Origin of the sequence: Legionella massiliensis (genome assembly GCF_000756815.1) — a bacterium.
GTDB classification, from domain to species: Bacteria; Pseudomonadota; Gammaproteobacteria; order Legionellales; family Legionellaceae; genus Tatlockia; species Tatlockia massiliensis.
The window spans coordinates 1,447,692-1,468,908 of sequence record NZ_CCVW01000001.1 but is presented as its reverse complement, the minus strand read 5'-3'; the positions used below and the strand labels follow the sequence as shown (position 1 = coordinate 1,468,908).

The window sequence follows — 21,217 nt, the reverse complement described above, 5'->3', positions numbered from 1 at the left end:
AAAAAGCAAGCTGGAGTATAAAATGCCTCTGTGTTACCGCCAGGCAAATTTAAATAGCTATCCTAAAATACTTGAGCTGAGTCATAGTCATGTCAGCTTGGGTGATTTGCACGGCAACGCCCTTAAATTAATTTATAGCTTGATTGAAGAAGGCTTTCTGCACATAAACAGGGAAGACTATGACATCCTAAAAACAATTTATTTCAAACCAGTCCAAGAGCTGACCGAGAAAGACCTTTCTGAATTTAAGCAAATTATTCAAAAAGCTAACATGAGTAAAAAACGAGCCCTTACACTGATTGGCGATGACTTAGCTGATCGCGGACAAAATGACTATTTCACCCTATTGGTCTTGCAAAAATTACAGCTTGAAGGGATTAACCTGGAGGTTCTTCTCTCCAATCACGGAGTCGAATTTATTCAGGATTATGAGAGAGAGCAATTTAGCGGACACTATGATTTGGGAGCTGGGCAAGGAGAATCCCTTTGGAATATGTATTATTTAATTCGCCAGAATCTAGTCGATGAACATGAAATACGAACTATTGTTGAGCAGTCTTACCGGCCATTGATAAAAGCCCTTAATTATACAGTCTCCTTGCCTAATGAACTGACCCTCTTTTCACACGCACCAATCGGGCTTGAAACAGTTAAGGCCATCGCTGAAAAATTTAACCTACCCTATCTCGACACCCATCTTAGCGATCTTATAAAGACAATTGAGGCAATTAATAGCCTGATCCAACAGGTATTAAAACAAAATAAACTAGCCCGACTCATCAAGGCAGAAGGCTCAGCAGACCTGAGGTTTCCTATTCCACTTATCATTCCTCTGCAACGATTGATCTGGAATCGTGCTCTGGGTAATGAACTAGTAACCAGGCCAGCCGGCCATTTCAAAGTGAGATTTGTGCATGGCCATGTTGGCCCGCAAAGTATATTAAAGAACGGCCATGAGGTTCTTCCTGACCATGAGAATCTGGATAATTTATTTGGTAAAGCCCCTGAATTAAGAAAGACCGACTCTCGAGTAGAACACTTCAGCAGACAGAGTTCTGAGCTCACAGCCAAAGAGCTAGACAAGCTATGGCCAGATAGACAATAGCAAACAAAAGCCAATTTACTTTTTTCGATATCAGATATCAAAAGCATCGATTACACAAATATTGAACACAAAGATAACAGTAATAGGCCACGTCCCTCCTTGTCTCAGCGCTCTGGATGACGTTGCATTAGGGTGATAGGGCTGACCTATTACCAAAAACACGCCAAAAAGACAAAATTTTGACGAAAACAAGTAAATACGACATTTTTTTGACGTTTTTAGGGCTATTTTCATAGAACATCCATTGACTAAATAGATAAAAATATGCACAATTGCCAGGCTTATTTTATCTATTAGGTATTTATGAAAATCTACTTTACAACCATACCAGGCTTAGACCCATCACAAAGTTGGGTGTACGACACAAAAACCGATCGCGCAACACAAGCTCTCCCCTCTGATTTACAACAGGCTAATTCAGACAAACCAACAACACTACCTGTTGGAATAACAATAGAAAATCAGCAACTAGTGATTAAGGATTTAACAAGCTTTGCGCAAACCTATCCCTATACAACAAAACGCCCGCTTGTTAAACAGACTTCCAACAAGTTAAAGCCAATTTCTGAGGATATCGCTCCCTCTGATAGTTCTTATGCAACAACCGACACTTTTTTCAAAACCAAACGCTCCCAAAGTAATTCGCGCAGTTCTTCAGAGCAACACAACTCAGCAAGCTCTAGTGTGGTTATTTCTGGCTCAGACAACAAACTAACATCAACTAAATCAAAGGCACGCATAAGACTAAAAGCAGGTGATTATCCTCCCTCACTTCTATTAACTGATTTAATTAGTAGTGAGTTTAATGTCAATTTAAATGGTGAAACGCTGGCCTACCGCACCCTGCTCAAGAAGGCAGCTGAGCCACCACGCAAAGCGCATTTTCTGCGAGATGATAGATATTTTATTGAACGCCCTAAAGCCACTCTGCAACAGCAGCAATTGAAAGTGCAACTCCTTAATTACATTGAACTAACCCTGGGTTTAATTAATAAATGCTATGAAGACTTTTCTAAATGCGCCCATTTTTCGCATGAGGTTCGCAAAGAAATTACTGATTATTTTTGTCAGTCAATCATGCAGTCCATGGCAAACGGTGACTTTAAAAAAGTGCAAACTGAGTACCAAAGCGAAGCATATAAAGCCTATGACGCACTTTTTAGGGGTAATCAGGATAGCCACGATTTGTTTAATGGCAAAATATTTGCGCTGAGAGTTGAGGCCTTACAATGGAACTGGTTCGCCTTAATCGATAAGAATGTTCAACTCAATTTATCAACTGCTTGCTCTTTACATAGAGATACCCAAGAGGCTCTTGAAGCCTTTAAGCACTACCTTTTGCATGATTCACAAAAGGTCGCAAGGGAATCAATTGGCGAAACCCTAAAGCAAATGGCAACTGTCCTGCATCAATCCATTATTTTTGAGCAGGAACAATCCAGCATTACTCAAGAATACCGTAAGTCTTGTGAGAAAAAGGAAGAAACTATTATCTATGGTTATTATTCACTAACAGTTCTTATTAATAAATTGTTGGAGTCACATCTAAATCCAATGCCGCATGATTTCCACCTTGTTATTCAAAAGGACATTGTTTCTAGGATCCTTCGCAGCATCATTCTGAAGATTTCTGCTAATCCAGCCTTTACTAATAAAAACCATGGCTCTTTAGTAGCCCAGATAACACATTATAGTAATGAGCTATACATCCATGCTGATTGGTCTGAAAAAATTAAAGCCTGTCTTGCTGACATTGCACTAGAAAAGAAATTCCAGGGAAAAACAGCTAAATTTAACTCAGGCTCACTCTCATTCTCATCACTAGATCTTTGCAAAAAGGCAGTAGTCGAGCAGGTTGATCAGAAAGTCTATGACTGCCTTGAATCCTTATTAGGCGCCTGCCTTCTCACCGTTCAAGAAAAAACGTTCAAGATATAATAATGCTTATCCCTTTTCCTTATCTGGGGAAAAGGTAATAGGCCATGTCCCTCCTGGTCTCAACACTACGTCATCCTGAGCGCAGCGAAGGATCTCCTGAATGTGGCACCGTGCTAATCCCGGAGATCCTTCGCTGCGCTCAGGAGGACGTGGCGTTGGGGGGACAGGGCGTTCAATTACAGACACTTATGTAGATACCTATGGGTCAAGCCGCCGGAATTCAATACTGGGGTAGGGGTGACCTATTACGGGAAAAGGGATTGCAACTTTTACGTCCTTATAGTTGCCAGCCTGCCTCATTATTAGTAATATTTTCTAAAAGATATTCTATTTGATCACAAGGAGTATAAAGTTATGTCCAAGAAACATGATGCTTCCGCTACCAAACCAATAGATATTCCACCTAGACCTAAGCGTTATGATGACTACCAAAGCGTCCCCCTTCATGGAAGCAAAAGCCCTATCTTTTTTCACTCACCTGATGACCTTGAAGAAGAACAAGTGCGAGAAAAAATCAGAAAACTAATGGAAAAGCGTTATGGTCAAGACATAACAACTGAAGAAGCTGGTACTAGCCCTCGACAACTATCTTAAATACCGTGGGCTGAGCCTCCGATGCCTAAGTGCCGCGGCTTGAATGTGGAGTCTATAGCAAAGCGAAATCCCAGAGTAGTGAATTTAAATGAAACCTTGATGCAGAGCAGCGTAATCAAGGTTTTCCTTAGATAAGAGGTGGGGGGACGTGACCTATTACGAAAGCTGTGTAAAAAATGCTTTTCGTTAATGACACTATCTCGGTGAAACTAGAGAAAAAGACTCTGGCTCAAAGGTTTGACCCATTTTTCCAAGAACCAGCCTTGTAATTTCGTCACTTAGTTCATTACGAAATGCTTGCTGGGTAGAAGCATCAGCAAATCCTAGGAAAGGCCCAGAATACAGTTCATGGCTAGTACTAAGTGTAGATGTACAGACACCATTAATTTCCTTGAGCTTATTACGCAGATAATTCAGCGTCTCATCAGCTTCGCGTGGGAGGGTTCGCTTAAACTCGCTTTCAAGCTGACTGGGGGTGGCATAGGTCGCTAGAGTTAGCAAAGTATCGAATACACCCTGGCGATTAGCTCTTTCAGTGAGGTCTTCAGTTGTATCAAATAATCTGCGTATATCATCGATAAATTGTTCTACATCATTTTTATACAATTCAATTTTTGCTTGCATTAGGCTTTCTCCATAATCAAGAGACCAGGTTAATTCAGTGAAAGAGTGAGATGTCGCTACCCTGGTCAGGCTTCACTTCCTGAGAGATTGTACTTGTCGCCATGATAATTGGCAATATTTTAGCCACCAAGGAATCTATTTTTCCATCATGTACTATGAGTTGCTTGTTTACTTCTTTCAGGCTGCCATAGTGAGCATAAAGCACCAGCATTTGCATGAGCTCTTTTTCTGCCCCGCTCGATTCACTTAGTTTTTTCTCAAGTTGCTGTGGATCAATCACCTGCATAACGATGCCGCCTCTTGGGTTTTTCTCAATGCTTAGATAAGGTTTATCGTTCTCCCCATTTAAGGCTATTTTATAACCAAAGCCCAGCACAGCGAATAATGAGTCAATTTGAAATACTGTTTTCTTTGATTTGCTGAAGAACAAACTGTCATCACCTTGTGCGTTAACATTGACCCGAGCCTTATTAAAAAAGGAAGTGACTCGCATCAAAGCCCCGGGTTCATTACTTACAGTCAAGGTTTTTTCAACATGAGTATCAACTACTGCAATTAAAGGAGGATTTGTGCCTCTAGGTACATTCGTATCATAAAAGGCTATTCGCGAATTGGGGGCGCAATATTTAATTAGATTGATGCTTGCGGTTTTATGCATAGCAATCAAACTGGAGGTATTGATATGCCGTCCTTTATCAGCAGAACCCGCATCTTCTTTCATCGCTCTGTCATAAGAGCGCTTAACGGCCAGCGACATATCATCCAGACAGGCACAGACCACAATTGAATTCTTATTTTGCTCGACAAGTTCACGATGAGAGGCTTTATAGGTCACACCATCAACAATGACATTAGGTCTTTCCGACTTCTTAGCACGCATGCGCTCCTCAACTAGCTCAGAGACAAGATAAGCGGAATCTTGGGTTCTTACGAAGACCTGCTCAGTTTCCTCTTTTTCAAAATCCCCGGTATAAGGCCTGCAAATACCACGATAATCATCGGTTGCCAGAGATACAAAATTCTTTTTATCTTCGGGAGAAAAATATTGATTGGAAATTGTACTCTTACCACTAGCAGCAGCACCTAGGAAGACATAATCTTTGTTGTCTGCCAAAGGAAAAACAGGCTTTAATTGAAGATTCTTAGCGGCAGCATACTTGGCGAAATGCAGATCTAAAAATTCTCCTACTAGTTCATGAGTCCGTTTTTTAATATATTTATTCCTCTCCATCGCAAAGCAAGAAGCCAGCTTGGTTGTATAACCATGGGTATCGGGTTCAAGCATTGGATAAATTTTCCCCATCTTAGCTTTCGCTTTTTCCAGACATTCCTGGTAAGGCCCTGCTTCGGCTAAGGAATCAAATTCACTGAAGATCTTAGAGCGAATATCAGTAATAGTGGTGCCAGTTTCAGACAAAATTTCCAGGAGCATCTCTTGGGAAAGCACATTCACTTCTTCAACATCAACAGCATAGTCAGTGATTAACCTTGCCGCTATATTCAACAAAAGAGCAGTATCAACTCGAGGTACAAGAACATCGGTTAGCCATTCTTCCTGAGCAATATTAGCATGGTGCAATTGTTCATCAATTGGACCATCCATAAAACCACTTTGTAAAATGCGGTTGTAGTTCTCTTGAATTAATCGCTCTGAGCGGCTCCATCGAGTAAAGGAGTTCAAAGTCAAGACATGTCGCATGCGATACTGACGATTAGCCTCAATTTGAACCTCCAGCAGTCGCCGGGGATCAAAATGAAATGGCTGCTTAGGCAAGCTAAGGGTTGATGGCGGCGTCAGGACAATTCCAGGACGAACCAAGCTCATAGCCAGTTGTTTACTGCCATTTGCAGCTTGGGTAGGTTGAATTCGCACACTAGCTAGTTGCCCTGTATTGGGCTGCTTTGTTGCTGTTGTCTCAGTCTTATGCGATTCGATAATTCCCATAAGCGACTTAGAACTTTTAAGATGGGGGGGCGCAGTCGTTGCCTGATCGTCAGGCTTTGGTAATTTTACGGTACCAACACGCTCAGAATCATGACTTATATTGTAAAAATCAATACCAGCCTGCAATACCTCTCTGGTGAACTCATTAATCCCAGAGATTTCACCGGATAAATCTCCAGGTATTACGCCAAGGATAGTATTGTCTTTGTTATAGATAATCGTCATCACATAATCGCTTGGATCAACATGGGTATAAGCTATTTCACTGTAGGAGTTTTTACCTATGGGATCTAAGAAGTCCTGAGAATTAAAAGCATTCTTTCCGCGTAGGATATAGAGGATTTTCACGTCTTTATTACCGCCAAACCTCATTGCAACATCCAATGATTCAGTCGCTGAGCGGGTTCCATCATTACCAGTGCTAGCAATTTGCTTGGACGCTGTAGCTGAACGTGTTTCATGTTTTTTGAGATTGTTTTCCTGGCCAATTAGCAAATGGCTATCAGCAGAAAACTCACCCCCTCTCGTCATTTTTTTAGCAAAGGTCCGCGTTTTTTCTAAGGTATCTTCTACGTTGCCACCCCTAAAGGTTAGAGGCGCTTGTTGCAATTTTAGATTGTCATTCTCATAACTTTGCAAGGTATAGTGATGGTGGACATTATTTTTCAGCTGAGCCGTTAATTTTTCTTTCAATTGTTCACGCAACACACGAGCTGGAGCCAGCGGCTCATGCGACTCGTTGACTAAATTTACAGGCCCCTGCTGAGTGCTTGAACGAACACGGACAACCGCATCGTTATTAATTAATTGCTGCACAAGTCGCAGCAAATCAAGTTTTAGGTAGCCCGATTGATCTTCGGGATTGGGAAGATAACTTACTACCTTTTTGGAGTTTGAACCAAAAACAACCTTGCTAAGAAAATCATTAAAGTTACCCGCAGTTGAAGGGAAGGTCTCGCCTTCTTTCTGTATAGGATTTTCACCATAATAATCTTTCATCCAAGTCAAATGCTCAGCTAACTCAGCTATTTTTGTATCTAATTTTATATCCTGCTCATGGGCGTCTACTTCAAGCGAAGCAGTTAGGGCTGCTATTTCCCTCATTAAAATTGCAATAGCATCAGCATGGGTTGCAAAGTCCTCATCCATGGGGAAGGCTTGTTTTGCCTTATTGATAGCCGAATTGAGACTTCGTTCATATTCAGAACAAGCCCTTGCAACAATCTGATCTTTCAATACAGGCATATTGCCTTGTTCAACCCATTGATAAATAGAAAATTTGTAGGCCTCATCCTTCACCAAATCTACAGCGGGTAAATGCGAAAGAAAAATATTTTCTGTGGTTTCGCTCTTTAGAAACCCCTGTCCTTTTTCTTTCAATAAGGCAGTATTCCCATTGATAAAATGACCGGTATGCTTACGCTGCTCTGTAATTTTCAAAATAGTGGGTAAATGCTGTTTTAATTCTTCTTCTGTCGTTGTGCGATTGAAAGCAAAACCTAGCTGTTCTTGGCTAAGCCAGCCGCTAGATCTTTGCCCATTGGGAGCAATAACTGTGTATTCCAGCTTGTCATCAACAATTTCCATGTACAGAGTATTCGCTGTTAACTTCTCTGATACAGGTGGCGCTTTTAAAACAAGATTAGTGCTAAGGGATTGCAGAAAATTAGCTAAGGAGTCTTTCGTAAATAGGCTTGGGGGCTGTATATGATCCACTTCCGCACGACCAGCGTTATATTCTTTGGCCAAACTTGCAGTAAATAGTCTTAAAAACTTGTCGAAGAGCGGCTGGGAAATTAGATACTCTATGACCTGAGCATAGTCATCCGTTTCATGGATTTTATTAAAATTGGGGAAATTTTTAGTTAACTTTTTTTGTCCAAGCAACAATTGTGTATAAATCTGATCGAGCTTTTCAGGACTATCAATCCCTGCGGCGAGCAAGACTTCAAGGCTAAGCTGAGTTGACTGTCCATCGCTGATTGCAAGAGCTAATTTTTCGGTAAAAAGGGCATAATCAGGATTGGAGGTCAGCAGACTGAGGATATTATCCAAAATTTGGTTGTTATAAGCCTCTAAACCAATTTCTTGAATCACCTCTTGACTGATTGAAATACCTCTTTCTTTCGCTTCATCGATAATTACTCGAGCAATTTCCGGCGCGATATTATCCCATTGGTAAACCGCTCCAGTCTCTGTCTCTTGATAAGAATGGCTGGTTGCCGATAATTCAATAGCCGCTCGCAGAGTACGGTGATATTCATGACGCGATAGCTCTGTATCTTCGGCCACACCGAAATTAACACGTTGTTTTGCAATAGTCTTAACCATTTATTTATCTCTATAAGCGTAAATAATCGACCCACTGATAAAATTTAGCACATGAAGGTTAAGGATTAATTAAGAGGGGGTTTGCAGGGAGCTAAACAGGCATAACCAGAGCTGTTGAAATAGTATTGCGGCTTTGTAAGAATTATAAGAACTTCACCACCATCGTAAGACCCCGCGGGGATTCGAAGGTTCTGATATCACGAACTCCCGCGGCTTGACCGCGGGATCTCCAAATCCCTGCTAAACTTTAGCTGCCACCAGAAAAGGACTATGACCATGAAAACAAGGCCTGTTTATATCGCCGGGGGTGTAAGAACTCCTTTTGTTAAATCGATGACTAGTTATAGCAATATCTCTACCCAGGATTTAATGATTGCTTCCCTAGCGGAATTAATTAAAACAATGCACCTTGAGAAAAGAATTTTAGGGGATGTCGGTTTAGGTGCTGTAATGAATAGTTCATTTGACTGGAATTTGGCAAGAGAATGCGTCCTTGGTTCTGAGCTGGATCCGCACACACCCGGTTATACTTTACAAAGAGCCTGTGGCACCAGCCTTGAAACGACCTTACAAATCGCTTTGAAAATTGCGAATTTCCAGATTGATGATGGTATTGCTGCAGGGGTAGATACCAATAGCGATCTTCCTATTATGTTTCGTCGTTCCTTCGCACAAAAATTACTTGCCCTAAACTCTGCGAAAGATTTTTCAGCAAAGCTGAAAGTCTTTCTATCCTTCCGGCCTAGTGACTTAAAACCACAGTTCCCTGCCGTTGTTGAACCACGGACAGGTTTGTCTATGGGTCAGCATACTGAAAAAATGGTAAAAGAATGGGGTATCGGCCGTGAGGCACAGGACGAACTAGCCTTTCTAAGCCATCAAAATGGAGTAAAAGCCTATGAAGAAGGTTTTTATGATGATCTCGTTTTTGAATTTAAGGGGTTAAAACGAGATAGTATCTTGCGTAAAGATACCTCTATGGAAAAATTGGCAAAACTCAAACCAGCCTTCGATTTCAGTGGCGCAGGCACCTTGACTGCAGGTAATAGCACACCACTGACCGATGGTTCCTCAGCGGTCTATCTCTTGTGTGAAGAGGTAGCTAAAAAATACGATCACCCTTTGTTAGCACGCTTTGTTGATGCTCAGGTTGCTGCTGTTGACTATGTGCATGGCGAAGGCTTATTAATGGCACCCACCATCGCAGTTTCCAAACTCCTAAAACGCAATAATCTCAGTTTGCAGGATTTTGATATTTATGAAATTCATGAGGCGTTTGAGGGGCAAGTCCTCTGCACCTTAAAAGCCTGGGAATCCGATGAGTATTGTAAACGGGTTCTTCACCGCGAAATGGCCTTAGGCCCTATCGATCGTTCTAAGATGAATATCAAAGGAGGAAGTGTCGCCCTAGGTCACCCCTTTGCTGCAACTGGTACTCGCATTGTGGCTAGCCTGGCTAAAATGTTGCATCAAAGAGGAAAAGGACGCGGTCTGATCTCTATCTGTACGGCTGGTGGGATGGGGGTGGCGGCTATATTAGAAGCCTAGTTGTTTGTAGTCGCTACGCGACAGCTTTATTTCCCCCTCGCCCCCTTGGGGGAGAGGATTAGGCCATTAAGTTAAGGAAGGTTTTGTCATTCCCGCGAAGGCGGGAAACTATTTCTAGCTAAGTACAGTGCCAATGTAGAGATGGTTTCCCGCCTTCGCGGGAATGACAAATGCCCTTAACTTAACGGCACTGAGGGTTGGGGAGAGGGGGTTAAACCAGCCTGCCTAAGCAACCGATTGGTTTTGTAGTCGCTACGAGCAGCGAAGAAGAAACAAAAATTTATCTCAACCCCGGCTGGTCAGGAATCGCCTCATACTCAGATTCAGAAAGTTTTCTTCTTTTACTATCATGGGACTTAAATTTCCCCCAATTTAAATCGCTATAAGGCGCAGGATATTTACTGCCGTTATACTGCACACCGGTACAGGCTGCCCAATGAACAGTCCTTCCACTGAAGCGCTGTAATACAGAAGATAAGCTAAAATAATTTACTTCAGGAACATCGTTCATATCAAAAAGTACTCGCCCAGTCAGTGGCTCAAGAACCCTGGGGTGAGGTGTTTTTTCTGATTCAATCAAGCAAAAATCAGGGACAGTCTTGGGGCCTTTATTCCCAAAAAATCTGGGAAATCGATCGATCGTTTCAACTGTCTTAGCAGTTGTCGTACTTTTTACAACTACTGATTTAGGATCGTAACTCTCATTTTCGATATCCACTCCCAGACTATCCTTTAATGCTCCGCCGAGGCCCGAATAGACAACAACATCGTTATTAACATCGGTTAAATCAATTTCGCCATCTTCCTTCACCCAAACCCCATGCCCGGAACAAACAACATCCGCCGGTATAATACCCGAATCAATCTGGTGCAAAAGCACTACCATATAATCAGTTGCTTCAAGTTTAGCCTTTAGCAACTTTAGTTTTTCACGTATGGGCTCAAGTGAATCAGAATAGGAAGCCAAGGCTGCATTGACGATGCGATAAGTTTCTCTAAGTTGCCACTTTACCATCTCTGCATGGAGGTGTTTCTCTACAGAACGATATTTGACAAACAGATCGTGAACAGCGTTGCCATAATAATCAATCACTTTATCTTGTTGGATCATTACATGTGCATTTGTATTGATAGATTTGGCTGATCGAAAATAGATCTTTTTCTTCTTTTTAAACTCTGACTCAAAGATCTCTAGTAGATCATGTACACATTCATTTAGTTTCATTTTTTATCTAATAAAATTAATTAAACGGATGATTGACAAGCTAATTCTTGGCCCAAGTCGCTCGCAGGTTCTGTTTTCTCTTCCTTAGTACAAGAAAAGAAAGTGAAAAGTGAAAAACAAGAAGGCTGGTAACGCGACAATTCTTCATCAATTAAATCATTTAAGGCCACCTGGGTCCCTGTTCCACCTAATAACCCTCTGATTTGACGAACTATCCACAAGCGGCTGCGTAATTGTCGGATAAATTGTAATTCTGGTGCAGGCTCTTGCTCATCATTACCATTTAACGCAACCTTCATTGTTTGCAAGATCTCTTCGCAAGCACGATGCTTCTGTTGAAATCGAATAAATTGTTTCAAACAAGAAACAGAAAGCTCTTTTCTCATCTTCAGGCTAAGACGATAGTCTTCACCAACATCTCGCATTAAATCAATAAGTTCTTTACCAGTACTAATCTCTTTTGCCCGAGATAGATAATCCGTGCCAAAACGGTAATTAGCAATCGATTCTTTCATTGGCCTTGGTAGGGCTCTATAAGAATCTGTTTTCTCCGCGCCTGCCCTGAGAAGGGATTTAATGGTGAAAAAGGGATCTTGCCTTAGATCTGGAAAATTGTGCTGTCTAGACCTTTCAGCTAAAGCCACTGCAACATCCAGAGGCTTTTCTCCATTCTCATTTGGCACCTCAGCAAACTGGCGAAAAGCTTGCCAGGTTTCATGATGGCGGTAATCTTTTAAGCGAATTGCCACATGTAAGGGTGTATCCCCATCAGCAAAACCATTTCTGGAACAGAGATAATAGTGACGCTTCATATCAGCCAAGATTGTCTCGGATAAAGCCTGGTTCTCATCATCCACGCCTCGTAAAATTTCCCGCTGGATAGACTCAAACTCTGCTGTGGGTAAATTACGTACAAATGAGCGAAAGGCTGGGATTGAAAATAGAACAGCCCTTAATTTAGCCTGCCTTGCTACAACTGCCTGTTGAATTACCGCAAGCTGTGCGCGATCTTTAGCATCATTGGTATCAAAGGCCTTCATTAATGATTGTTTGATAATTTCTGGCGGAATAAGAGTATGTTTATAAAACTCACGCCATTTGGCATGTCGAAAAGACCTCGATCTTGCAAGCTCAGCAAAGGCATTAATATCATCTGTACCTGAATAGACCTTAGCATCGATAGGATTAGCCAGATAACGCTTGGACGTTGGCCAATAATGGTTTTGTGAATCAATTAATTTTGGAAAAGACAAGAGATCCTGAACGGTAATATCGAAGGCATGATCGCCATGACTCCAGCTGGTAATTCGTGAGCCATAGCAAGACATCACAGAGTCGGCTAGCATCAGGTCATTATCAATCTTAAAGAAAACAACAACCATCCGACCTTGCTTTTTAACAAGATAAAAACCGAAGTTCCCTTTATGCAGATCATCTTCTTCCAAGGTATAAGAGCTAGTCAGTACACTGGCCAGAGAAGCCATATCAAAGTCAATTTCACCATCCTTATAACTGCGCCATAGGGTGGAGAAAAAACCTGCAGGGAACTGATCTAAAAAATAAACTGGAATATCTTCAGGCGCTTTTGGCTTAGCTGAGCTGACAGGGAATTGACCCAAAAAATGAGCTTGATTATTTTGAGATTTACTTGGTTCAGCTGATGGTAGCTTGCTGTCAGAGTCACTCTTTTGCTCCCCATCCATGTTTATTGAATAAAACTCAGCGAGACCTTCCCGTCTATGTGCTGCATAGCAATAATGCTCTGAGGCCACACCAATAATCTGGCCAGCCCTATTCCTTACTAGAGCCTGTTTTGGCGTTAAATCAGGTAATAGAAAACGACCCGCCATAGCACTAAACCCCACTTCAAAGCGGGAAAAGTTCAAATCAGCGTGTTTGTTTTGCTTATAAATTATTTTTTTAAAAAGACCAGATGGCCTTCTATACTTGGCTTTTTTATAAACAGTATGTCCAGAATAACTCGGATCGCCTAAAGTTATGCGGTCAGAATCGTAAAAATAAACCATGATAAACAATATAAATACTTAATGCGCAAGATATTAACAAATAAAAATTATTAGTCAATGTAAATAACGTCAGTTATGGGTAAGAACCGTTTAAAATCGAGAGAAATCAAAGTAATCGAGGCAAAAGCGCCCAAAAAGCGCAGGACTAGCGGGGCTATTTCGAGCATTTTTGGGCGCTTTTAACGAAGAGTACTTTGATTTATCGAAGAGTTTAAACGATTCTTACCCATAACTGACGTTAAATACGAATCTTGGTCTAATATTTAAAGAGGAAAGCAAAATATCCGGCTATATCCCATCACCAAAATTGTATATTGCCGTGATAGAGGAGGCTAAAATCATGAAAAAAGATGAAGCGTTATCAATTTCAAATCCACGTTTACTTTCAGCAGCCTATTTTGGCCTACTTGCCATAATAATAACCATTATGATTGACACCGCGCTTTATAGCATGGGTATCAAGCAATTACTACCGACCTATCAGGCTGTCTTACTAGCCACTGTCTTTGCTGCTTGCTTTGGGGCAATCTTTGGTGAAAAAATTATTTATACGCCTACACCCTACCGTCGAAAAGCATTTTTATGGGGCTTTTTTATGGTTCTTGCCGCCTTGCCTTTTTACGATATATTTTTTCTCTATTTGCTCAACCAATACCATCCTAAAGTTCTCGACGGCTTATCCTTGGGCAATATATTCCTAAGCTATTTGGTTATTATTTTCTACAGTTTTGCCTTAGCCGGCCTATGGCTGGCCATAGCTGCGGGATTCGCTGCCATGTATTTACGAGGACACATAGTTTACGACATACTACATTCTAAAAATGATAAATTAAAAGAACCTCATGGTGCAGAGGCAATAAAGGTAAAACACCATACTGTGCATAAAACAAAATAACGCTAACAAGAAGACAATAACCATGAATCAAGATTCTAAACACTATTCTCCGCTTAGCCCCAGATTAGCTGGGGCTGTTTTTTTTGCTATTTATGCGATGTTATTCATGTTATTTACCAAGTACACCCTAATCTCTATAAAAGATACGGCTGTTCTACCCCTGCTACCCTCTATCTTGATTTCCTTGCTCATCGGTGCGCTTGCTGGTTCTTGTTTGGGAAAGACCCTGGCTAAAGAAGGTCGTTGGCTTCGTTCCTTTCTAATTGGTATCGTTCTAGCCTTGCTTTGTTTAATCCTGGGAAGCCTTGCAATTCTCTTGCACTCCTATTTCAAAGATGCCAGTTTTTTAAGCCATGTCCAAAGTTGGAAAGATTATTTCGTCCTTTTTGGGGCGATTCTGCTTAGCCTTACTGTCACTATTGGACTCTGGCTTATTCCCCTGACAGGATTTATTGCTATTTATTTTAATAAGCATTTTTTTCCTGGTTTAATGGCTGCTGATAAGCAACGTATGCAAGAGTTAGCAAAGTCTGATGATCAAAAATAAAAAAGAACTACTTGGATTGATGCAAAGAAAAGCAATGGTTATTACTCCCAATAACCGGCTCTCTAATGAGTTAATTAATGAATTCCTTAGGGAAAACCAAGCGCTTATACAAGATAAACCCCTGTGCCTGCCCTATTCGGCCTTTTTGCAAAATTGCTACAAGCAACTTTGCCATAGCCAAGCGCATTCCAACCATCCCCTGGTGTTAACCAATCAGCAGCGGCGCTATTTATTGCGCCGGCTGGTAAGCAAAACCACTGCTAATCCACCCAATGAAGGTTTATTAGAAGCGCTGGAAGATGCCTGGACGCGCTGTCATTTATGGCAGATTGATTTTGCCCATCCCTCTTTTGCCCAAACCCCACAAACCAGCCAATTTCGGCGTTGGGCTATCGATTTACTTGAAGAGCTCGACAAAATCGCTGCAATTACCGAGGATCAGCTGGCCAATTATCTTATTTCTCAACAAAACCCTTACCCCTATCAGGGCTTAGTCTGGGCCTGTTTTGACGATTACACGCCACAACAACTCGCCTTACAGCATTATTTCAACGCACAAGGTTGCCAGATTCAACACTATGAACTAGCTGAGCAAACGAGCCAGATCTATCGCTATGCGGCAAAGGATAGTCATGATGAGAATCAACAACTTATTGCTTGGTTAAAATCATGTCTAGCTAAGCAGGAAAAACGTATTACCGTCGTTGTTCCTGACTTGCAAAGCCAAGCTCAGCAGTTAAAACGTCTGCTCCAACAGCAGCTACCCACAGAATTTAATATCTCTTTGGGACAGGCTCTCGCTGACTATCCCTTAGTCGCTCATGCCTTTTGTTGGTTAGGTTTGGATAGTAAACAATTGAGCGCGAATGAGGCTCAATTGCTTTTACATTCGCCCTTTCTTGCTCATTCGCAAACAGAGATGTTGGCGAGGGCGCAATTCAGGGAAGAATCGACCATTCTGCAGGAGCATCAATTTAGTCACTCATCCTTCCTGAAAGCCATTGAGAAGCCAGCCCCCAAGCTTGCTGAGTTACTCGGAACCTTAGTTCCCTACCCAGCCAAGGACTCACCACAGGGATGGCTTAATCATTTCAGCAATCGTTTGTTTGCCTTAGGCTTTCCGGGTGAATATGCTTTAAATTCATCATCCTACCAATGCTATCAACGTTTTTTAGCCTTGTTTGATGAATTTAAACAGCTCGCCTTGCTTAGTCATGAAATGACAGAAGCCGAAGCCTTAGCAACCTTTAAAAACCTAGCAAAATCGACGATCTTTCAAGCGAAAAATACCGAAACAACCATTCAAATCCTGGGCTTATTGGAGGCAGCAGGCTGCAGCTTTGACAGTCTTTGGGTAACAGGCCTGACTGATCAATGTTTACCACAAAAAACCAAGCTCTCTGCTTTTATTCCACTTTCTTTACAACGCGAAAATCACATGCCCCACGCAAGCCCGGCAAGAGAATTGAAGCTTGCGGAAAAAGCCTTAGCTCGCTTGGTTAACAGCAGTCCCTTGGTTGTTTTAAGTTACCCTCATTTATCTAATGACCAACCGAATATGCCTAGCCCTTTAATTGGTAGTTTTCCAGCCTTCATTCCCCAGGAAATCAAACCGATTTGGCAAGAGTCAAAACTGGTTAATTACGAGGAAGATTACCAACTTCCTTTAGCCGCCGATGAAAAGGCAACTGGCGGGACAGCTATCCTAGCTAACCAGGCAAAATGCCCCTTCCGTGCCTTTGCAGCCCATCGCTTACATGCCAAAACCACCTTAGAACTTTCCGACGGGCCTGATGCCAGAGAACGAGGTCAGCTCATCCATAAGGTTATGGAGCTGCTCTGGCAAAAATTGCAAAATCAGCACAATTTATTAACCCTGGATCCAAAAGAATTAGATAACATCATTGAACAAGCTATCCATCAAGCTTTGGAACCCATTATCCAACAACGGGCTTATTCCTTTTCAACGCTAGTTCAAGAGGTGGAAAAGCTAAAACTCAGGCGCCTTGTACAGGCTTGTTTGGATTGGGAACGGCAGCGCCCGCATTTTGAGGTTGAAGCCCTTGAACAAGCCTTTACCATCAATTTAGCCGGTATCGATTTTCGCCTGCGGGTTGACCGGCTTGATAGGCTTGAGCAAGGCAATAAATGGGTTATCGACTACAAAAGCAGCCTGCCAACAAGCCTGCCCTGGAAGGAGGAGCGCCCCAAAGAGCCGCAATTGTTACTCTACGCTCTTTTGGATGAAACAATTAATGGCCTTTTATTCGCTCAATTAAAAGCAGGCCAGTTATCCTGTAAAGGTTTAACCGAAGAAAATCATGGCGAGCTAGGGCTCAGCACGATAAAAAAAGAGGAGCATTGGGCAGAATATCGCCAACATTGGCAGACTCAATTAGATGAGCTTGCGGAGGAATTCTGCCAAGGCTATTGCCCGCCACAGCCGGCGACACAGGCTATTTGTCAACTTTGTGACTTTCAGAATTTATGTCGTTTCAAGTGAAAAGTCAGATTTGAGCGTAACACTGTGCTAGTCCCGGAGATCCCTCACTATGTTCGGGATGACGGGGTCTTTATCGATGTTTGCCCCAATGGGGCTGGGGCGCTCAGGATGACGAAAGTGGTCTATGCCGCGGGGATTCGAAAAATTCTAATTACCCCGAATTCCCACGGCTTGACCGCGGGATCTATACACCCACCACGGAGAGTAATTCTATGCATCACCTAATCATCGGCTATGGCTACTGCGGCTATCATTTAGCGCAAACCTTACTAGCTCAGCAGCAAGAAGTCACAGCTATCTCCCGCCATCTTGCCCAGGATATGCAACTTCCCGGACTAAATCATCTAGCCCAGGATATTTCCCAGCCCTTAAACTGGTCAAAGGCTAATACCGTTCTGCACTATCTCATTCCGCCAATAGCAGAAGGCAACCATGACCAGCTCTTAGAACACTTTCTTGCACAAAGCACTTTGACTCTCAATAAAATTGTTTATTACGGCTCCAGCGCAGTCTATGGTAATTATCATGGCGACTGGGTTGACGAGCATTCACCCTGCTATCTGACTAACCCAAGACAGGAGCGACGCTTGAGTGCCGAACGGCTCTGGCTAGACTTTGCCAAACAGAGAGATATTAGCGCTGTAATTTTACGGATAGCAGGGATCTTCGGCCCCAAACGCCTGCCTATTGAAGCAGCTAAAGCACAAACCCCGCTTATTAGGCCTGAGGAAGCGCCTTATACCAATCATATCTATGTCAGGGATCTGGTAAACCTTGCCTACCAACTTGCCAGACAGGATGGAGCCGAGGGGATTTATAATCTTGCGGATGGTCAGCCAGGCCTAATGGGTGATTTACAACAGCATGTTGCTTCGGCGCTGGGTTTAACTAAGGCGCCTTATGAGACTTTTCAACAAGCCTGGGAACGAGCAAGCCCAATAAAGCGCGAATTTATGCAGGCCTCCAAACGCTTGCGTATAAATGCATTAGAAACTACTCTAGGACAATCATTCTCGATAACCTCTTTTACAAAGGCTATCAAAGAGAGCCTAGAAGGAAGCTAGTATGAAAATCTTAATTGCAGGAGCCTCTGGACTTATCGGCCACCATTTAGTGCAAGCGCTGAGAACCAACCATGACATCACCGTACTGGGTCGTGATGCCGCCTTGCTAGAGAAAACCTTTCCTCAGGGCAGCAAAATCTGTACCTGGGATTCCCTAGAAAATCTTGATGCCAAAACCTACGATGCCGTCATTAATCTCTGTGGCCATAATATTGGCGCCTCTCGTTGGAATAGCAAAATCAAAACAGAGCTTATTAAGTCAAGAGTAAAAACCAGCACGAAATTAATTGATTGGGCAAGCAAACAAGGAGCAAAGCCTCATTTTTACTGTGCTAATGCCATTGGCATTTATGGAATGCAGCAAAACGGCGATCCCCAGGCCTTTGATGAAGACAGCCCTATTAATTTTGCAAATCCGCCTGATTTTTTAAGCGAAATCGGTGTCCGCTGGCAACAGGCTATGCAGCCTGCTATTGATCAGGGAATGCCTGTAACAATTACCCGTTTTGGTGTCGCCCTTAAAAAAGGCGAAGGTATGCTCAAGAAACTAAGTCCCAGCTTTTATTTTGGCTTAGGCGCGGTCATTGGCGACGGCAAGCAAATCCTTTCCTGGGTTCATATTGAGGATATCGTCGCTGCTTATTCTTTTTTGCTTGCGAACCCCAAGCTAGAAGGAGCCTTTAATCTCTGCGCCCCACTCCCAGTCAGCCAGGCACAATTCGCTCATAGCCTGGCCAAAGCAATGCACCGCCCCTTATTTATGAAAATGCCTGCTTTTGTTGTAAGCAAGCTTTTCGGAGAGATGGGTGAATGTTTATTACTCAAAGGGCAACGTGTTGTACCTAAACGCCTTGTCGATGCCGGCTTTCAATTTCGTTATCCCGATATAGCCAGCGCCTTAGAGCATGAATATCATGTAGGTCTCCCCCCCGGTCCGTCATCCTGAGCGCAGCGAAGGATCTCCAGGATTAGCACAGTGCCACATTCAGGAGATCCTTCGTTGCGCTCCCAAAGACGTACGTCATGTCGAACGTAGAGAGACATCTCCTGATGTGTGGCACCGTGTTAATCCCGGAGATCCTAGGATGGACGGGGTCTTTATCGATGTTTGCCCCTAAGGGGCTGGGGCGCTCTGGATAACAGGCTATGTTAGAGTAACGGGGGTGACCTATTACCAATTTTTTTTAATCAATTGATGTTAGAGTTCTTATGTTATCTAAAAAAGCGTTGTTTACCCTTAGTGGTATTGCTATCTTAATTTCTAGTAACATTTCTGCACAAGAAAGTTGCACTCCTAATTATGGCAATCAACTACAGTCTCTCTCGATATGTAATAGTTGGGAGGAGCATAATCGTGCAGGGATTACAGTAGCCCCCTCTTCTGGCTGGACAGTCATTGCAAACACAGGTAGTTCAAGCACCGGCTCAAACACTATTACACATAGTTATTGCTTAACTTTGACCTATTCAAATCCAAATAGTTATCCAAGCCAATCTGTATTTGATTTAGCAATTGTCGATCCTCATGGTTCTCAAAATCCTAGTTTTTCCGGAACATGCACGATGTACTTCAATCAATGTACCGCCCCAGGTGGAATGCCTGGATTTTCTGCCACAGTCGTAGGTTGCACTTCAGGTATCCCTACTCTTAAAGCTTGTTATGGTGGTATTTCTGGCCCTCAGAATAATGGGCATTTATCGCTTGGAGCAACCTGCACTTAGTGCCGTAGCCTGGATGCCAGAAAGCAAAATCCGGGAGCAGTGATTCGACTCCCCGGATTTCGCTTCGCTCTGAGTGATCCTGACATTTTTTTAATCAAAGTATCATTTAGATACCTATGTGAACATTAATCAGTTACTTTGACTTATATGAGTGTCGTTCCCGCGTAGGCGGGAATGACACACAAAAGAACAGAAAGAACTTATATGGCACATGCTTTCTGTTTAAAAAAATGCCAGTATTCCTCAGCGCTTCGCTGCACCCAGACTACTTTTTTTAGTAGGCCCCGAAGGCTGGCACCATATAAATCACTTGTTCATCTATAAACAGCGATACATCGATAGGCACCTCACTTCGCTCTGTATCTGGCTGAGGATCAAGATGGTTAACAAAGTCTTCGACTTCTTTTAACTGGCTATCCCTGCACAATCTGAAGTTCTTATAGACTTGATAAGCAGTATAGGTTGCAACAATTGCACCAAGTAACATGAATCCAACACCCAAAGCTGCGGCACCCCAAGGTCCCATTGCCAAAGCGCAGGTCCCTGCGATAACGCAATCAAGCAGCATTGCCCCAGAAACAAAGGTTGTCCCGGCCGCAACTGTATATAAGGAGTAAACTACTGTATTGAGACCACCCCAGGAGCGATTTGAATTGGAATGACTGTTCATCTCATGCTTTAAGCGGCTTAAATAACCATAGAACTCGATATAGTTCGCTTCTGAATTCTCATTTAAGACTTGCGTGGCCGAACGCAGAAAACCTTCCCAGAAATAATCATTGGTAGGATAAAGAAGACTTCTAAGTTCTTCGAGGCTCAACATAAATTTTTTGCCTTTATTAAACTTTTCATATAAAGATCTTCGTTGGACTAGTAGTCCTGGGTTTAATAAAGAGGGGGCGTTTTCATTTATTTTATCTAGAAATTCTTTCTTGCGTTGTGACCAACTCATAACATCTCCTGTTTGGTATTAATTCTCTAAGGCTGAGGTTGATTTACATACTTGATGGTTAAATTTGGCGCGAAACATAACATATTTGTGTGGATTTTGATAGAACTGACGTTAAGTTAAGAACGCTACCTCAAAACCGTTTGGGCTAAGGAGGCCTTTAGAATGAAACCTTGATTACGTTGCGTAATCAAGGTTTT

Annotated in this window: 15 protein-coding genes; 10 read left to right on the top strand and 5 right to left on the bottom strand. The window is 42.5% G+C overall.

All coding sequences use genetic code 11. From position 1 onward, the window contains the following. Window positions 1-22 precede the first annotated feature (22 nt). The 3 genes from wip to BN1094_RS06300 all read left to right on the top strand — a co-directional run bounded on the left by wip (window position 23) and on the right by BN1094_RS06300 (window position 3,637). Window positions 23-1,105, top strand: coding sequence for a Dot/Icm T4SS effector Wip (gene wip / locus BN1094_RS06310; RefSeq protein WP_043873435.1), 1,083 nt, complete (start codon window positions 23-25; stop codon window positions 1,103-1,105). A 303-nt stretch (window positions 1,106-1,408) separates the two neighbouring features. Then, the gene (locus BN1094_RS06305) at window positions 1,409-3,043 is read left to right on the top strand and encodes a hypothetical protein (RefSeq protein ID WP_043873434.1); all 1,635 of its coding nucleotides are present in this window, start codon (window positions 1,409-1,411) and stop codon (window positions 3,041-3,043) included. A 354-nt stretch (window positions 3,044-3,397) separates the two neighbouring features. After that, window positions 3,398-3,637: a hypothetical protein gene (locus tag BN1094_RS06300; protein WP_043873433.1), complete on the top strand. Its 240-nt coding sequence runs from the start codon at window positions 3,398-3,400 to the stop codon at window positions 3,635-3,637. Between the two features lie 195 nt (window positions 3,638-3,832). On the opposite strand, the gene BN1094_RS06295 is transcribed toward BN1094_RS06300, so the two are convergent. Together BN1094_RS06295 and BN1094_RS06290 are read right to left on the bottom strand one after the other, a co-directional pair. Then, a complete protein-coding gene (locus tag BN1094_RS06295; protein WP_043873432.1) occupies window positions 3,833-4,261 on the bottom strand; it encodes a hypothetical protein in 429 nt (142 codons plus the stop codon). Window positions 4,262-4,295: 34 nt separating this feature from the next. Next, window positions 4,296-8,537 carry a zeta toxin family protein gene (locus BN1094_RS06290; protein WP_043873431.1) on the bottom strand — a complete coding sequence of 1,414 codons (4,242 nt, stop codon included), beginning with the start codon at window positions 8,535-8,537 and terminating at the stop codon, window positions 4,296-4,298. Window positions 8,538-8,813: 276 nt separating this feature from the next. Between BN1094_RS06290 and BN1094_RS06285 the strand changes: the two genes are divergently transcribed. Beyond that, window positions 8,814-10,085, top strand: a complete 1,272-nt coding sequence (locus BN1094_RS06285; protein ID WP_176695263.1) for an acetyl-CoA C-acetyltransferase — start codon at window positions 8,814-8,816, stop codon at window positions 10,083-10,085. Between the two features lie 280 nt (window positions 10,086-10,365). On the opposite strand, the gene BN1094_RS06280 is transcribed toward BN1094_RS06285, so the two are convergent. Together BN1094_RS06280 and ankK are read right to left on the bottom strand one after the other, a co-directional pair. After that, on the bottom strand, window positions 10,366-11,310 hold the full coding sequence (locus tag BN1094_RS06280) for a DUF6863 domain-containing protein (protein ID WP_043873429.1): 945 nt from the start codon (window positions 11,308-11,310) through the stop codon (window positions 10,366-10,368). 20 nt (window positions 11,311-11,330) lie between these two features. After that, a complete protein-coding gene (gene ankK / locus BN1094_RS06275; RefSeq protein WP_043873428.1) occupies window positions 11,331-13,337 on the bottom strand; it encodes a Dot/Icm T4SS effector AnkK/LegA5 in 2,007 nt (668 codons plus the stop codon). Between the two features lie 340 nt (window positions 13,338-13,677). Here ankK and BN1094_RS06270 point away from each other — a divergent pair, with 340 nt between their 5' ends. The 6 genes from BN1094_RS06270 (at window position 13,678) to BN1094_RS06245 (ending at window position 20,068) form a co-directional block, all read left to right on the top strand. Further along, window positions 13,678-14,232: a hypothetical protein gene (locus BN1094_RS06270; protein ID WP_043873427.1), complete on the top strand. Its 555-nt coding sequence runs from the start codon at window positions 13,678-13,680 to the stop codon at window positions 14,230-14,232. 22 nt (window positions 14,233-14,254) lie between these two features. After that, window positions 14,255-14,779: a hypothetical protein gene (locus BN1094_RS06265; RefSeq protein WP_043873426.1), complete on the top strand. Its 525-nt coding sequence runs from the start codon at window positions 14,255-14,257 to the stop codon at window positions 14,777-14,779. Then, window positions 14,766-17,282: a PD-(D/E)XK nuclease family protein gene (locus BN1094_RS06260; RefSeq protein ID WP_043873425.1), complete on the top strand. Its 2,517-nt coding sequence runs from the start codon at window positions 14,766-14,768 to the stop codon at window positions 17,280-17,282. Before BN1094_RS06265 ends, BN1094_RS06260 begins: the two co-directional genes overlap by 14 nt. Window positions 17,283-17,494: 212 nt before the next feature. Beyond that, entirely contained in the window at window positions 17,495-18,346 is an 852-nt protein-coding gene (locus BN1094_RS06255) for an NAD-dependent epimerase/dehydratase family protein (RefSeq protein WP_043873424.1), read from the top strand. Window position 18,347: 1 nt separating this feature from the next. Beyond that, window positions 18,348-19,292 (top strand): TIGR01777 family oxidoreductase, encoded by a 945-nt coding sequence (locus BN1094_RS06250; RefSeq protein ID WP_043873423.1) that lies wholly within the window; start codon window positions 18,348-18,350, stop codon window positions 19,290-19,292. Between the two features lie 263 nt (window positions 19,293-19,555). Then, a complete protein-coding gene (locus BN1094_RS06245) occupies window positions 19,556-20,068 on the top strand; it encodes a hypothetical protein (protein WP_043873422.1) in 513 nt (170 codons plus the stop codon). A gap of 274 nt (window positions 20,069-20,342) precedes the next feature. On the opposite strand, the gene BN1094_RS06240 is transcribed toward BN1094_RS06245, so the two are convergent. Then, on the bottom strand, window positions 20,343-21,020 hold the full coding sequence (locus BN1094_RS06240; protein WP_043873421.1) for a hypothetical protein: 678 nt from the start codon (window positions 21,018-21,020) through the stop codon (window positions 20,343-20,345). Window positions 21,021-21,217 lie beyond the last annotated feature (197 nt).

Excerpts from the sequence above, each read along its gene's own strand:
- BN1094_RS06255 (WP_043873424.1), top strand. The coding sequence starts at position 17,495 with ATGCATCACCTAATCATCGGCTATGGCTACTGCGGCTATCATTTAGCG.
- BN1094_RS06300 (WP_043873433.1), top strand. The coding sequence starts at position 3,398 with ATGTCCAAGAAACATGATGCTTCCGCTACCAAACCAATAGATATTCCA.
- BN1094_RS06280 (WP_043873429.1), bottom strand. The coding sequence starts at position 11,310 with ATGAAACTAAATGAATGTGTACATGATCTACTAGAGATCTTTGAGTCA.
- BN1094_RS06245 (WP_043873422.1), top strand. The coding sequence starts at position 19,556 with ATGTTATCTAAAAAAGCGTTGTTTACCCTTAGTGGTATTGCTATCTTA.
- BN1094_RS06260 (WP_043873425.1), top strand. The coding sequence starts at position 14,766 with ATGATCAAAAATAAAAAAGAACTACTTGGATTGATGCAAAGAAAAGCA.
- BN1094_RS06295 (WP_043873432.1), bottom strand. The coding sequence starts at position 4,261 with ATGCAAGCAAAAATTGAATTGTATAAAAATGATGTAGAACAATTTATC.
- wip (WP_043873435.1), top strand. The coding sequence starts at position 23 with ATGCCTCTGTGTTACCGCCAGGCAAATTTAAATAGCTATCCTAAAATA.
- BN1094_RS06250 (WP_043873423.1), top strand. The coding sequence starts at position 18,348 with ATGAAAATCTTAATTGCAGGAGCCTCTGGACTTATCGGCCACCATTTA.
- BN1094_RS06270 (WP_043873427.1), top strand. The coding sequence starts at position 13,678 with ATGAAAAAAGATGAAGCGTTATCAATTTCAAATCCACGTTTACTTTCA.
- BN1094_RS06305 (WP_043873434.1), top strand. The coding sequence starts at position 1,409 with ATGAAAATCTACTTTACAACCATACCAGGCTTAGACCCATCACAAAGT.
- BN1094_RS06265 (WP_043873426.1), top strand. The coding sequence starts at position 14,255 with ATGAATCAAGATTCTAAACACTATTCTCCGCTTAGCCCCAGATTAGCT.
- ankK (WP_043873428.1), bottom strand. The coding sequence starts at position 13,337 with ATGGTTTATTTTTACGATTCTGACCGCATAACTTTAGGCGATCCGAGT.
- BN1094_RS06240 (WP_043873421.1), bottom strand. The coding sequence starts at position 21,020 with ATGAGTTGGTCACAACGCAAGAAAGAATTTCTAGATAAAATAAATGAA.
- BN1094_RS06285 (WP_176695263.1), top strand. The coding sequence starts at position 8,814 with ATGAAAACAAGGCCTGTTTATATCGCCGGGGGTGTAAGAACTCCTTTT.
- BN1094_RS06290 (WP_043873431.1), bottom strand. The coding sequence starts at position 8,537 with ATGGTTAAGACTATTGCAAAACAACGTGTTAATTTCGGTGTGGCCGAA.